The sequence below is a fragment of the Staphylococcus sp. 2S1 genome (assembly GCF_046721335.1).
Classification (GTDB): Bacteria; Bacillota; Bacilli; order Staphylococcales; family Staphylococcaceae; genus Staphylococcus; species Staphylococcus equorum_A.
The window spans coordinates 1,616,219-1,630,527 of record NZ_JBEUUJ010000003.1 but is presented as its reverse complement, the minus strand read 5'-3'; the positions used below and the strand labels follow the sequence as shown (position 1 = coordinate 1,630,527).

The 14,309-nt window shown below is 32.7% G+C and carries 10 protein-coding genes and 5 pseudogenes; 5 read left to right on the top strand and 10 right to left on the bottom strand.

What is annotated here, in order from left to right:
• Nucleotides 1–50 precede the first annotated feature (50 nt).
• A complete protein-coding gene (locus ABLV90_RS08690; protein WP_427705097.1) occupies nucleotides 51–425 on the top strand; it encodes a DUF3899 domain-containing protein in 375 nt (124 codons plus the stop codon).
• A gap of 55 nt (nucleotides 426–480) precedes the next feature.
• Here the strand turns inward: ABLV90_RS08690 and ABLV90_RS08685 are convergent, their stop codons facing one another.
• The 4 genes and pseudogenes from ABLV90_RS08685 to ABLV90_RS08670 form a co-directional block, all read right to left on the bottom strand.
• Entirely contained in the window at nucleotides 481–1,023 is a 543-nt protein-coding gene (locus ABLV90_RS08685) for a hypothetical protein (RefSeq protein WP_460872499.1), read from the bottom strand.
• Nucleotides 974–1,714, bottom strand: a complete 741-nt coding sequence (locus tag ABLV90_RS08680; protein WP_460872498.1) for an MFS transporter — start codon at nucleotides 1,712–1,714, stop codon at nucleotides 974–976. Before ABLV90_RS08680 ends, ABLV90_RS08685 begins: the two co-directional genes overlap by 50 nt.
• A 270-nt stretch (nucleotides 1,715–1,984) precedes the next feature.
• Nucleotides 1,985–3,232, bottom strand: a pseudogene (gene fabF, locus ABLV90_RS08675) (beta-ketoacyl-ACP synthase II).
• 11 nt (nucleotides 3,233–3,243) lie between these two features.
• A pseudogene (locus tag ABLV90_RS08670) lies at nucleotides 3,244–4,186 on the bottom strand (beta-ketoacyl-ACP synthase III).
• Nucleotides 4,187–4,419: 233 nt separating this feature from the next.
• Between ABLV90_RS08670 and ABLV90_RS08665 the strand changes: the two are divergent.
• Nucleotides 4,420–4,614, top strand: coding sequence for a DUF2929 family protein (locus ABLV90_RS08665; RefSeq protein WP_002508112.1), 195 nt, complete (start codon nucleotides 4,420–4,422; stop codon nucleotides 4,612–4,614).
• 89 nt (nucleotides 4,615–4,703) lie between these two features.
• Here ABLV90_RS08665 and ABLV90_RS08660 read toward each other — a convergent pair whose 3' ends face one another.
• From ABLV90_RS08660 to clpB, 3 genes and pseudogenes are all read right to left on the bottom strand, one after another.
• On the bottom strand, nucleotides 4,704–4,868 hold the full coding sequence (locus tag ABLV90_RS08660) for a hypothetical protein (protein ID WP_427705105.1): 165 nt from the start codon (nucleotides 4,866–4,868) through the stop codon (nucleotides 4,704–4,706).
• Between the two features lie 179 nt (nucleotides 4,869–5,047).
• Nucleotides 5,048–6,648, bottom strand: a pseudogene (locus ABLV90_RS08655) (IS3 family transposase).
• Nucleotides 6,649–6,812: 164 nt separating this feature from the next.
• Nucleotides 6,813–9,422 (bottom strand): ATP-dependent chaperone ClpB, encoded by a 2,610-nt coding sequence (gene clpB / locus ABLV90_RS08650; protein WP_460872497.1) that lies wholly within the window; start codon nucleotides 9,420–9,422, stop codon nucleotides 6,813–6,815.
• Between the two features lie 287 nt (nucleotides 9,423–9,709).
• Here clpB and ABLV90_RS08645 point away from each other — a divergent pair.
• Nucleotides 9,710–10,128 (top strand): annotated as a pseudogene (locus tag ABLV90_RS08645) (nuclear transport factor 2 family protein).
• 213 nt (nucleotides 10,129–10,341) lie between these two features.
• Here ABLV90_RS08645 and ABLV90_RS08640 read toward each other — a convergent pair.
• Together ABLV90_RS08640 and ABLV90_RS08635 are read right to left on the bottom strand one after the other, a co-directional pair.
• A pseudogene (locus tag ABLV90_RS08640) lies at nucleotides 10,342–10,620 on the bottom strand (acyltransferase); the annotation flags it as partial.
• Between the two features lie 397 nt (nucleotides 10,621–11,017).
• Nucleotides 11,018–11,326, bottom strand: a complete 309-nt coding sequence (locus ABLV90_RS08635; RefSeq protein ID WP_460872496.1) for a metal-sulfur cluster assembly factor — start codon at nucleotides 11,324–11,326, stop codon at nucleotides 11,018–11,020.
• Nucleotides 11,327–11,439: 113 nt separating this feature from the next.
• Between ABLV90_RS08635 and ABLV90_RS08630 the strand changes: the two genes are divergently transcribed.
• Together ABLV90_RS08630 and ABLV90_RS08625 are read left to right on the top strand one after the other, a co-directional pair.
• Entirely contained in the window at nucleotides 11,440–12,282 is an 843-nt protein-coding gene (locus tag ABLV90_RS08630; RefSeq protein ID WP_427705110.1) for a Cof-type HAD-IIB family hydrolase, read from the top strand.
• Between the two features lie 32 nt (nucleotides 12,283–12,314).
• Entirely contained in the window at nucleotides 12,315–13,637 is a 1,323-nt protein-coding gene (locus tag ABLV90_RS08625; protein ID WP_460872495.1) for a CoA-disulfide reductase, read from the top strand.
• 82 nt (nucleotides 13,638–13,719) lie between these two features.
• Here the strand turns inward: ABLV90_RS08625 and ABLV90_RS08620 are convergent, their stop codons facing one another.
• Nucleotides 13,720–14,109 carry a YisL family protein gene (locus ABLV90_RS08620; RefSeq protein WP_460872494.1) on the bottom strand — a complete coding sequence of 130 codons (390 nt, stop codon included), beginning with the start codon at nucleotides 14,107–14,109 and terminating at the stop codon, nucleotides 13,720–13,722.
• Nucleotides 14,110–14,309: the final 200 nt, after the last annotated feature.

Genomic DNA, 14,309 nt, shown 5'->3' with positions numbered 1-14,309 from the left:
TTAGGTTTATTAAGTTACAATAAATTTATTGTATAATTGGAGGAGTTAATATGAAATACATAAGAAGTTTACTGATTTGGGTTATTTTTACACCTATACTCTCTTTATTAGTCTGGTTATTTACTTCACATACGTTAGTACTTTATATCAATACCTTTTTCTATATTTCCATTGCATTGGCTATCATCTTCTTTATCGTTATCGTTGTTCAAGAAGGTATTTTAGATCCTACAAGTTATGGTTTTAGAAGACTAAAATATCAACTTACTAACAAAAAACATAAAGACACACTCGAAAATGATGAGTTTTTCAAACCGACGCAAGCAAAAAAAGAAAATTATTTTGTTACGCCATGGGTTAAAATTGCATTTGTATGTAATTTATTTTATTTATTACTCTCTATCGGTATTTCTTTTGCAATATAAAAGACTGCATTAGATATTGTTCATTTTTCCACAATACTCTAATACAGTCTTTTTATTATCTTGTTTCTATATTGGGGTTAAAGAATAAAGCATAGTAAAGTAAAACAAAACCGATTAATACAACTACTGCAACATAGACTGACATCATCCATGGCAGTAAAAACGCACCCAAAATTAATCCGAATCTAGATAATACATTGGCACCATAATATGAGACCATACCAAATGTAGAATACGTACTGCGCTTGTCATCAGGTATCATTAAAAAGCGTTGCGCATTTTGAATTGGTGAATAAATTAATTCTCCTAACGTGGCAATGATTGCAAATAAACACAATATCCAAAACGCACTGGTCGACGTCAATACACTATAACCAACCGTATACAATACTATACCGATGATAAAGACCGCTCTTTTAGAAGTTTGCGCTATAAGTCGATTCACTGTAAAAGTTAACGTCGCTACCACGATCGTATTGATAATCATAATGACAGTAAACATCCTTACGCCATCTATGTAAAATCCTAAAAAATGAAAGGCTTCAAACTCATCTTTCAATCTTACTACGACATACGAATTTAAACTGAGTTCTGCCATAAAAACCAAGCATCATTCCTAAATTAAAAATCATATAGTATTTATCTTTTAGCACAACATGATAACTATTCACAAAATGTTTAAAGCGAGAGGTCAGTGGCTCTTTTTTATTATAAATTTGTTCTACATCATAATATTTTTCAAATAAATACCAACTCACTAACATAGCGAAGAAGAACATAATAAATAATAAATGCTTGTGACCTAAGTATAGTAATGCACCTAACATCATTCCTATCGCCGTACTAATATTAAACATCCAATAATTAACTTGATATACATATTCCCTTACCTCTTCGTATATCGCATCCATGATAGCCGCTTCAAAAATAGGTTGACTCGCCGCAAATAAAATTTCAAAAATAAATACAGTAGCACAAAAAATAATTAAACCGATACCGTCCATAGTTACAGTTATACTTAATATAATTAAGCATATAGCATATAAGAAATGTATATAATTAACGACTCTCTTCCTATTATAATTGTCTCCTAAGTATCCACCTAGAAAAGACACGAAAAAACTAACAACAATATTTGTCATTAAAAAGGCACCGACAAAAACCGCATTTGTTTTGCTCGTTAGATATAAAGCCATAAAGGGTAAAATCGCTTGACTTGCTACATTCAAGATGAAATCCGCTATTAGTCTTGTTTTCAAAGTGATTGATAACGTCATAAATTTCTTCAAATCTCATCCCTCCTGACTCCGAAATTATTCCTATTATACATTAATTGTTTGTTGTGTACATACAATTTTCAAAATCAATATTTTTTCATCATAAAGTTAATAATGATAAATATGTATTCTAAGTGCAATTATCGGAAACATATTAATACTGAAAAAATAAAAACTAAACCTAAAAAAACAGCCAGAATTTTAAATTCCGACTGCTTTCATTAATTTATATATATCTTGGACATATTCATTTTAACTCGTTTAAAATGAAAGTTTATAGATTTAATCAGCAAACTTTTTCAATACGATTACGGCATTGTGTCCACCGAAACCTAAACTATTACTCATTGCATAATTAATTTCTAAGTCTTCCGCTTTGTTTGGTACAATATCAAGATCACATTCTGGATCTGGAGAATCTGCATGAATTGTTGGCGCTATGCGACTATCTCTAATAGAAAGTGCAGAGAATATCGCCTCTAATCCACCTGTCGCACCAAGTAAATGACCTGTCATAGATTTCGTTGAACTTATCTTTAATGATGCAGCAGACTTGTCCAAACGTATTTTTAATTGCTTGGATTTCTGTTAGATCTCCAACTGGTGTACTTGTACCATGTGCATTAAGATATTGCACTTCCTTAGCTTCTATACCAAGCATCATCTAAAGCGACTTGCATTGCACGTGAACCACCTTCGCCCTCTGGTGAAGGTGCAGTAATATGATGTGCGTCGCCACTTGAACCATAACCTACAACTTCAGCATAGATTTCTGCGTCACGCGCTTGAGCTGACTCTAGAGATTCAAGAACTACGACACCAAGCACCTTCGCCCATAATAAAACCATCACGACCTTCTTGGAATGGTCTACAAGCTGTTTCTTTATCATCATTTGTAGATAAGGCACGACTTGCACTGAAACCTGCTAACGCCATATGCGTTATAGGTGCTTCAGCTCCGCCTGAAATCATTGCGTCTGCATCACCACGTTGTATAACTTTAAATGCTTCACCAATTGAATTCGTACCTGTCGCACATGCAGTCACTGTCGCACCATTAGGTCCTTTAGCACCTAAATCAATTGATACTTGTCCTGTCGCCATGTCTGGAATAAGCATTGGTACAAAGAAAGGACTCACGCGTCTAGGGCCACGGTTTAATAATTGGCTATGTGAAATTTCAAATGTTTCCATACCGCCAATACCAGACCCAATCCATACACCTATTCTATTAGCAGTTTCTTCGTTAATAACTAATTTAGCATCTTGTACTGCTTCTCTAGCCGCAACCACTGCGTACTGTGTAAATCGATCCATGCGTCGTGCTTCTTTTTTAGGCATATGGTCTTCTATATTAAAATCTTTTAGCTCACTCGCTAAATGAACATTATAATCTGTTGTATCTACACGTGTAATCGTATCAATACCACTTACACCGTTTAGAGCATTATTCCATGATGTTTTTGCATCATTACCAAGAGGTGATAATGCTCCAACTCCTGTAATTACAACACGTTGTTCTTTGGTCATATTTTATCCTCCTATTTTCCCCATCTTAAAGTTACAGCGCCCCATGTAAGACCGCCACCAAATCCTACTAATACTAGAACATCATCATCTTTAATCTTGCCATTTTCTAATTCTTGAGAAATGCTTAACGGTATTGAAGCCGCTGAAGTATTCCCATATTTATCTACTGAAACACTCATTTTTTCTTTTGGAATGCCTAAGCGTTCTCGCGCTGATTCCATAATTCTTATATTTGCTTGATGTGGTACAAACATGTCAACGTCTTCAGGAGTTAAATTTGCTTTGGCTACTGCATTGTTAGACGCTTCACCCATAATTCTTACAGCAAATTTAAATACCTCGCGTCCGTTCATGGATATTTTTCCATTTTCAGGATTTAAATATAGATACTTACCACCTGAACCATCTGAACCTAATTCATAGCTTAAAATACCACGTCCTTCAGATACTTCTCCAATTACAACTGCACCAAGCACCATCACCAAATAAAATTGCAGTTGAACGGTCTGTAAAATCAGTGATCTTAGATAATTTATCTGCACCAACAACAAGTATATTTTTATAGTCTCCTGATTGAACAAATTGCTTAGCATTTATCATGGCATACATAAACCCACTACATGCCGCAAGTTGATCCATTGAAGCAACTTTGCCAACGCCTAATTTTTCTTGTAATATGTTAGCAACTGTAGGAAATGGAAAATCCCCAGTTGATGTTGCAACGATAATCATATCAATTTCTGATGCTTCGATATTCGCATCTTCTATCGCTTTTAAACTTGCATGATAAGCTAAATCTGAAGTTTCTTCATCTTCATCTGCCCATCTTCTTTCTTTAATGCCAGTCATTTGTGAAATCCATTTATCTGAAGTTTCTAAAAATGATTCAAAATAGGTATTGTCTACAACATTTTTAGGTGTGTATGCACCAAAACCTTTAATACCCACGTCCATGGTTGTACACCTTCTTATTTTTGATTTTAATTTTAATACCAGGTATTAATTTAACATAATACACATTTCAAATACAAGAACAACAGCTAACTTATAAGATGTTTTACAGATTAATTATAATTTAAACCTTCTATTATAACAATGTAAAACTATGAATCTAACTTTGCTACTATACAAATAGCGCTTTCTTATTTATAATGAACTTATATATATTATATTGGAGGCATTACATAATGAAATACCTCGCAACTTTATTTTGGTCTATTGTCTTATTGCAAATGATTAACTTTGTGCTTAATAGTTTAGCAGGTGGTGGCGAGCTTAACCTCATCACACCTATTGTAGGCGCGATATTTTTCACTATTATTATTGTTTTATTTGAAATGGTTATTAAAGGCAATAATGATGATACAAAGGAACAACATTAGAGCGCGTCTATAATTAGACTCGTATAAAATGCCAACAAAGTCAGAGACTTTGTTGGCATTTTTTGTGCACGCTTTCCACGGGCACAATCTCATCCTGTAGTCAGCAGTCGCATCAAATCACTGTCAGCTTTTAAATCTTGATTGCTAATTTCTTCATTCATCTCTAATTTGAGCTTAGGTAAAATCTCTGTTTGTATGAGTTCTTCATAAAGTGATTTCGACTTTTCAATCACATTTTTATACTTCTTATACATAAGACACCTCGTTTTAAAGTTATGTTAGAGTAACTTTATTATACGAAAGTGGCTTATTTTTTTGTATGAATTTATATAATTGTACCGATTTTAACATAGAAAAGCGACAATCCATTAGAAACTGAACTGCACCCAGTCAAGTAGACAAGTAAATAATTAAATTTTAGGTTGATCTCGTATTAAGCGAGATCAGCCATTTTTAATGTGATGCGCTCATTATTAAAAAAATGAATATAATCATCTATAATAATTTTAGCTCTTTCTATATTCTCAAATAAATAATGTTTATTTCCTCTATAAATCTCACTTTTAATAATCCCCCAAACACTTTCCATTGGTCCATTATCTATACATCTACTAACACGCGACATACTTTGAATTACGCCAAAGCGATTTAATTTATCTCTAAATCGCCTAGATGTGTATTGGTACCCTCGTTCACTATGCAAAAGAATACCTTCGGTAGAGTCCATATTACATACTGCTTTATCAAAAGTGTTAAATACGAGTTGATTATTATTTGAAGCACTTGTTTCATAACTAACTATTTTATTTGTACCTAAATCATAAATAGCACTTAAATATACTTTGTTTCCAGCTTTAAGTCGAAACTCAGTTACATCAGTTAACCATTTAACGTTAGGTTTATCTTCTTGAAATTCACGATTCAATATATTTTCAGCTGTGATTTGAGGCGTTGAACGTTTATATGGTGTTCTCTTACGACGTATGACAGCAGTTAGCCTCAGTTTTTTCATTAATCGATAAATACGCTTCTGATTCACTTTTTTACCTAATTTAATTCGAATATAAATGTAAATACGTCTGTAACCATAAATGCCTTTATATTTATCATATATTTCTTGTATGTCTTCCATTAAAGATTCGTTTTCTACATCTCTTTGTGTAGGTACGCGATGAATCCATTTATAATAACTGGATCTTGAAATTCCAAGCGTTTGGCATAGTTGTTGAACAGGATATTCTTCTTTTAGCGTTTGGATCGTTTCGTATGCCGTGATTTGTTTGATTTTTGATTCATCATCTCTCTTTCTATTTCTTGATATTTTTTTAAAACTTTATTTTCCATTTCTAAAATTTTATTACGTTCTTTTAATGCTTTAATTTCAGCTTCATTAACTTCTTCAGAAGTTAATATTGATTGAGGTTTACCTTTACCTCGACCATCGATTAGACCGTCGCCGCCATGCTCTTTATATTTTTGTATCCATTGGTACACTTGACCGTAAGTAACATTAAATCTTTGGGCTATTTCTTTGTAACTTAATTCATTATCCAGATAAAATTTAACGATATTTAATTTTTCTTCATAAGTCGTTTTTTTCGCTTTCATTATATACACCTCAGATATTGAAGAATAATTTTGGTTCTCTTTATCCTCAGTATAACGTTTTGTCCAATTAATTATAGTCTTATGTGATGGCACGTTGTATTTAATCGCTAAATCTCGATAAGATAACTCACTATGAAAATATTCATCAACAACGTTCATTTTAAATTCTTTTGAATAACTATTGTTATTTGATTTTGGAATCAACGATTCCATACCTTTATCTAAATATTGATAGTATTTATCTCTTAATATACCTGTATGAATATCTAGGTTTAATTCATCTACAATATTCGCAAAACTCATGCCTTCTTCATATTTGTCAAAGGCAATAAGAAGTGAATTTAAATCTACTTTAAGTTTTTGAGACACAAAAAAACTCCCTTCAAAGTTTTTACTTTTTAAGTGTCTACTTTGAAGGGAGCATATCAAACTAATAGATTGCTTGCTTTTAATTTGAGAATGGGATATTTATGTCTCAGACTCTTATCTACGTGCTACACCATTCCTGTTATTGGGTTCGTATTATTATTTTAAGGTGACGCTCTATTTAAATGTTTTACTTATCAGAAGCTTGTTAATTAAAATTATACTTATTCCGTGTCTGGTTTAATTTCTTCAAATGTCAAACCATCATCCGATAAGTCTATGTTTACTTTCGTGCCTTCTGTTAAGTTTTCTTTAATCATTTTACGTGCCAATGGTGTTTCAATTTGTCTTTGAACAAAACGTTTCAATGGTCGAGCACCAAATTGTGGTTCATACGCTTCTTCACCTAGCCATGCTTTTGCTTTATCAGACACATCAATTGAGAGTCGTTGTGACATAAGTCTGATGTTCAATTGTGCTAATATTTTATCTACAATTAAACTCATATCTCCAATTGTTAATGGTTTAAAGAGTACAATATCATCCATACGATTGATAATTTCAGGTTTGAAGTATTGGTTTAAGCTATTCATCACAGCTTTTTCAGTTGCATCTGTGATGACACCTGCATCCTTAACGTTTTCTAATAGCACTTGAGAACCTATATTACTTGTCATAATAATAATTGTATTTTTAAAATCAACTTCTCGCCCTTTAGAATCCGTTAAACGACCTTCTTCTAATATTTGTAAAAGCACATTAAATACATCTGAATGCGCTTTTTCAATTTCATCTAACAATATCACTGAATATGGATTACGGCGAACAGCTTCTGTTAATTGTCCACCCTCATCATGACCTACATAGCCTGGAGGCGCACCAATTAAACGTGAAACTGAGTGTTTTTCCATATATTCACTCATATCAATACGAATCATATGTTTTTCAGAATCAAATAACGTTGATGCTAATGATTTAGCTAGTTCTGTTTTACCGACACCTGTTGGACCTAAGAATAAGAAACTACCGATAGGTCTATTTGGATCTTTAATACCTGCACGTGCTCTTACAACAGCATCTGCAACTAAATCTACTGCTTTATCTTGTCCTACTACACGTTCATGTAAAATATCGGATAGATTTAATAATTTTTCTCTTTCAGTTTCAACAAGTTTAGATACTGGTATACCCGTCCAAGAACTAACGATATCGCCAATTTCTTCATCTGTTACTATTTCACGAATAATGCGATCATTATCACCGTTTTGTTCGTTTTGGAATGCATCTTCAAGTTCACGTAATTCTTTTTCTAATTCTGGAATTTTACCATGTTGTAATTCTGCTGCTTTTTCTAAATCATAATTGTTTTCAGCATCTTCTAATGCTTTTCTACTTTCATCTAACTCTGTACGTTTTTCTTGTAGTTTTGCTATTTTACTTTTTTCTTCTTCAACACGAGATTGTATCGCATTTTGTTTTTCTTTTTCATTAGATAATTCTTGTTGCAATTCTTGTAAACGCTGTTTACTTAAATTGTCAGATTCATTTTTTAAGGCACTTTCTTCTATTTCTAATTGCATCACTCGTCTATTGACTTGATCTAGTTCAGTAGGATTAGAACCCATTTCAGTACGGATTGTTGCACAAGCTTGATCCACTAAATCAATCGCTTTATCAGGTAAGAAACGATCTGTGATATAGCGATCTGATAATTCTGCAGTCGCTACGATTGCTTTGTCTTGTATACGGACACCGTGATACACTTCGTAACGCTCTTTTAGTCCACGTAAAATTGAAATTGTGTCTTCTACATCAGGTTCAGATACATTTACTTTTTGGAAACGACGTTCTAAAGCCGAATCTTTTTCAATATATTCTCTGTATTCATTTAACGTTGTTGCACCAATACAATGTAATTCACCGCGTGCAAGCATAGGTTTCAACATATTACCAGCGTCCATAGCGCCTTCTGTTTTACCCGCACCAACAAGCATATGGATTTCATCAATAAATAATAAAATTCTGCCATCTGAATCTTTCACTTCTTTTAATACTGCTTTCAAACGTTCTTCAAATTCACCACGATATTTGGCACCTGCTACAAGTGCACTTAAATCTAATTCAAAAATCGTTTTATCTAGTAAAGATTCAGGCACATCTTTACGTACAATACGTTGGGCCAGACCTTCAACAATAGCTGTTTTACCAACACCAGGTTCACCAATCAATACTGGGTTGTTTTTTGTTTTTCTACTTAAAATTCTGACTGTATTTCTAATTTCTTCGTCACGACCAATGACTGGGTCCATATTACCTTTACGTACTTCTTCAACTAAATCGCGACCATATTTTTCTAATGCTTCATAATTTGATTCTGGATTTTGTGACGTCACGTGATTACCCCCTCTTATTTTTTTAATAATTTCTTCGATGACCTCTTTTTTGTTACCGATAAACTGTTTTGTTGTTTCATCAATTTCCATGGCAGAAAGTATAAGATGTTCCATAGATATATATTCATCTTCATAGGACTTCATATAAGATTCTGCTTTATTTATAAGTTCATTTGCTTTAGGACTGATGTATTGCCCATATTGAATGTTTTCTCCTTGAACCGATGGATAACTTTTTAATTTTTCATTATATGCTTTAACAAGTTGTTCTGTATCAATATTTGCTCTTTCTAGAACACTTTTAAATAAGCTTTCATTTTCTTCAAGTGTCGCTTTAAGCACAGCTTCAATTTCTATATTTTGATTCTCATTTTCTTTTGCCAATTCAACTGCTTTTTGTAAAGCACCTTGAACTGCATAGGTCATTTGATTAATATCCAAAATGATTCACCTCACCATTAAGAGTTTGATCAAAACAAATCAAGTTTGACTTTGACTTTCTTTGACCTTAATTTAATTATAGTCCTTTTCATTTAAATAATCAACAAATTAGTCTACATTTTAAAATTTATTTTATTCTTTTATAAGTCAGTGTATATCAGTGTTTTGCCCATTTTCTACTACGCTTAAACACTGTTTTTATACTTTTAAATGACATTGTAAAAATTGGATTAAAATATATACTCTGCTAGACTGCTTGTAACTTTACAATAAAGGATGTGTCCAAAATGACCGAAGAAATGAAAACGCCTGTGCCACCTTTCAATGCGCAGACCGCCTTACAAAAAGTGAAAATGGCAGAAACTGCATGGAATACTAGAAATCCAGAACAAGTGTGCTTAGCATATACAGAAGACTCAGTTTGGAGAAATCGTAGTGAATTTTTCGAAGGTCGTGAGCAAATAAAAGCATTTCTTTATAGAAAATGGGATAAAGAACTAGATTATAAATTAATGAAAGCATTGTGGTGCTATACTGACAATCGTATATCTGTTAGATTTGAATACGAATGGCGAGATGCAAGTACAAATCAGTGGATGCGTACACATGGTAATGAACATTGGAAATTTAATGCCAAGGCCTCATGACAAGACGTGATATGAGTGCGAATGACTACCCTATTCATAAAGAAGATAAAAAATATTAAAGAATAAAGGTGCAATTAATCATATTGCTACTTTACGACCACTCTTGACTAGTAAATACAGCAATAGACAAAGACTACAGTTTGAAGCTATTGCCTTGGAAAACATGCATAAAAATGTCGACAAAGCATAAGAATTTGTTGATATTCTGAACGTCCTCAAAAATTGGGGGCGTTTTTATATACTTTTAATCACAAACTTTCACATATTACTTTCTACATTATGCATAATTTTTTAGATAGTATATGTTTTAATATTTCATCAGTCATAGCTTCAATACCTGACTTTTCTAAATGAATACCATTTGGTGCAAAGTATTCAGAGTGACCCTCAAAACGTTTGTACCAATCGATGAGCGTGACATTATCATGCTTTTCAGTCGCATTATTCATCGACACATTAACGTGTCTCTCATACTTTCTTAGTACACTCGTGTTTTTCAAATAAACTTTAGCGCTACTAAAATTACCAATTAATTCATCTAATTGTTCTTCAGATGGTATGGTATGTACTAAATTTTTCTCAATTTTTACTGTATTAAAAGTTGTTTTTTATTAGAATCTGTATTTTTACCTCAATGTTCAAAGGTTCCTACAAAAACGAATAGCGTTGGAATCAAAATAATAATCAATATTACAGTTCTAATAAATATACCCTTGTTAAGCTTATTTAACGTAAATATTTTGAAACCATTCTTTCTAAACGGTGTCTTAATATAACGATAAGATAATTCTGCGTAGCAACCTATTACCACAACACTTTTAATGAATTGAACAATATAAAAATAAATACCTTAAATTGCTCAAAGTTTTCAAACAAAAAAACTAGCCTAAGTGAAAGTACATTTAAAAACGTACTTACTAGACTAGTTTTCATTCTAAATATTAAAGCTTAGCTTACGCCTAAAGCAATTTTAGCGTAACGAGACATCTTATCTTTGCCCCATGGTGGACTCCAAACGATATTAATCTCTGTATCCTTAACTTCCGGAACTTCGACTAATACTTCTTTCACTTGATTCATAATCTGCGGCCCCATTGGACAACCCATAGAAGTCAGTGTCATATCTACTGTGCATAAGCCTTCATCATCAACATTCACATTATATATTAAGCCTAAGTTCACAATATCAATTCCTAACTCAGGGTCAATTACCATTTCTAAAGCACCTAATATGCTATCTTTTAAATCTTCCTCCATAAATTTCACCTCTTCGTATTTAATCTTATTAACAATATATCAAATATCTTACAAAACGCCAATAAAATGCTATGATATTCATACATCAATTATCAAAGATTAAGGAGATTTACATGAAACCTTATTTAATTTGTCTAGATTTAGACGGAACACTTTTGAACGATGAAAAAGTGATCACACCATATACCAAAGAAGTACTAACAACTTTACAAAATCAAGGTCACAAATTAATGATTGCTACTGGTCGACCTTACAGAGCAAGCCAAATTTATTATCATGAACTTAATATGAATACACCTGTCGTTAACTTTAATGGCGCATTTGTACATCATCCAAAAGATGATCAATTTGAAACAATGCATGAAAGATTAGATTTTGATTTAGCTCGAAATATTATTCAATCTTTAAATGATTTTGGCGTTACTAATATTATTGCAGAAGTGAAAGATTATGTATTTCTTAATAGCTATGATCAAAAATTATTCGATGGTTTTTCCATGGGTACGCCAAAAATTGAAACAGGCGATTTACTTACTTGTTTAAATGAATCACCGACTTCAATTTTAGTAGAAGCAGAAGAATTTATGATCCCTAGAGTTAAACAAATGCTTACACGATTCTATGCAGAAAATATTGAACACCGTAGATGGGGTTCACCTTTCCCAGTTATAGAAATTGTAAAACAAGGTATCAACAAAGCACGCGGTATTGATTATGTTAAAACACATTTAGACATTGATAGAAATCATATTATCGCATTCGGCGATGAAGATAATGATTTAGAAATGATTAAATACGCAAAACATGGTATCGCAATGGAAAATGGCTTGGATGAGTTAAAACATATTGCAAATGAAATCACGCATTCAAATAATAATGATGGTATTGGTCGTTACTTAAATGATTACTTCCAATTAAACATTCCGTATGAAGTAACTGTAAAATCTTATATTTAATATGAGATTTACTCACTAGGAGGCAATTTATTATGAATAAAATCGTAGTCGTTGGTGCTGTTGTCGGTGGTGCGACCGTTGCCGACCAAATAAGAAGATTGGATCAAGAAAGTGAAATCGTGGTCTTCGAAAAAGATCGTGATATGAGTTTTGCGAACTGTGCATTGCCCTATTATTTAGGAAATGTCGTAGCATCAAGAGATCAAATATTAGAAGCAACACCAGAATCATTTTACGATGCTAAACAAATTGTAGTGAAACCTTATCATGAAGTAACCTCAATCAATGATACTTCACAAACCATAACTGTTTACGATTACGTACAAGATAAAACCTTTGAAGAACGATATGACACATTAATTCTAAGCCCTGGTTGTAGCGCTAATACGTTAAACTTAAACAGCGATATGACATTTACTTTAAGAAATATGGAAGATACAGATGCAATTGAATCCTTTATAGAAGCAAACCAAGTAAAAAAAGCACTCGTAATCGGCGCTGGCTATATTGGTTTAGAAATTCTAGATAATTTATATGAAAGAGGTATCGCACCTACATTAGTCCATCGTTCAACACATCTCAATAAATTAATGGACGAAGACATGAATCAGCCAATTATCGATGAAATTGAGAAAAGACATATAGACTATCGTTTAAATGAACAAGTGTCCAAAGTCATTGGTAATGAAGTACACTTTGAGTCAGGTAAAGTCGAAGATTACGACCTTATAATAGAAGGTATCGGAGTCAAACCAAATTCAGCATTTATTGAGTCATCCAATGTCATTCTTGATGACAAAGGCTATGTGCCAGTGAATGATCAGTTTCAAACTAACATTCCTAACATCTATGCTTTAGGCGATATTATCACTTCACATTATCGCCATGTAGATTTAAATGCACATATCCCGTTAGCTTGGGGTGCTCATCGTGGTGCAAGTATCATTGCAGAACAATTAGCCGGTGACCCATCTATACAATTTAAAGGCTATTTAGGTTCAAATATTGTGAAATTTTTCGATTATACATTTGCAAGTGTCGGTGTATCTCCACAAGAACTTTCGAACTTCGACTATGGAACTGTTGAAGCCAAACAAGGAGAACATGCCGGTTATTATCCAGGTAATTCAAAGTTACATTTACGCATTCATTTTGACAAAACGAACCGACGTATTTTACGTGCGGTCGCTGTTGGAAAGAAAGGTGCAGACAAACGTATAGATGTGCTCTCTATGGCAATGATGCATAAATTAACTATAGACGAACTAACAGAATTTGAAGTTGCTTATGCCCCGCCCTATAGTAGACCTAAAGATATCATTAATATGATTGGTTACAAAGCGCGTAATAAATAGCACTAATGATTCAAACTAAAAAGGGATCTTCCAAAATTGGAAGATCCCTTTTTAATTGAACTTGATTTATGTTTTAAATTTTTTATAAACCAAATAGTTGCGTAATTGGTCCCCATGGCAAGATAACACCTAAAAGCATAGTAATTAAAATAACAATAATCGTTGTCCACAATAAACTATGACTTGATTGACCTTTTTTACGTTTTGCAAGTGACACTTCCATGAGTGCAACTACTGCTACGCCACCAATCATTTTCAATGTAAGTAACATATGCCCACCAGCGTTACCAGATGAAAATGCTTGAATCCACGTCCAAAAACCTGAAATTAAAACTAATACCATAAACACTCTTAAGAGCATATGAATCGGTTTAAAGTAAGGTGATGCGCCTTGTTTTACTGAAAAATTAAAATAAGCGACAAAGAACAAGATTATTAATAACACCCAACTTGCAATATGCATGTGTAACATAATATATAACCCCCACACAATTTTTACTTCAATAATATGTAAAACAGAAGTATGTTGCACCTTTTAATTAGTAAAATAAAAGGTGCCTTTCTTAATCATACTCAAAATAAGTATATTTTTCAAAAAAGAAATTCTGCACTACTTATTTTATTTGAATATGCCCATTATTGCAATGTTAATTCTATTTTTCGCATATTAAA

Coding starts and splice junctions, on each gene's coding strand:
- ABLV90_RS08690 (WP_427705097.1), top strand. CDS start 51: ATGAAATACATAAGAAGTTTACTGATTTGGGTTATTTTTACACCTATA.
- ABLV90_RS08685 (WP_460872499.1), bottom strand. CDS start 1,023: ATGGCAGAACTCAGTTTAAATTCGTATGTCGTAGTAAGATTGAAAGAT.
- ABLV90_RS08665 (WP_002508112.1), top strand. CDS start 4,420: ATGAAATACCTCGCAACTTTATTTTGGTCTATTGTCTTATTGCAAATG.
- ABLV90_RS08660 (WP_427705105.1), bottom strand. CDS start 4,868: ATGTATAAGAAGTATAAAAATGTGATTGAAAAGTCGAAATCACTTTAT.
- ABLV90_RS08635 (WP_460872496.1), bottom strand. CDS start 11,326: ATGGAGGAAGATTTAAAAGATAGCATATTAGGTGCTTTAGAAATGGTA.
- ABLV90_RS08630 (WP_427705110.1), top strand. CDS start 11,440: ATGAAACCTTATTTAATTTGTCTAGATTTAGACGGAACACTTTTGAAC.
- ABLV90_RS08625 (WP_460872495.1), top strand. CDS start 12,315: ATGAATAAAATCGTAGTCGTTGGTGCTGTTGTCGGTGGTGCGACCGTT.
- ABLV90_RS08620 (WP_460872494.1), bottom strand. CDS start 14,109: ATGTTACACATGCATATTGCAAGTTGGGTGTTATTAATAATCTTGTTC.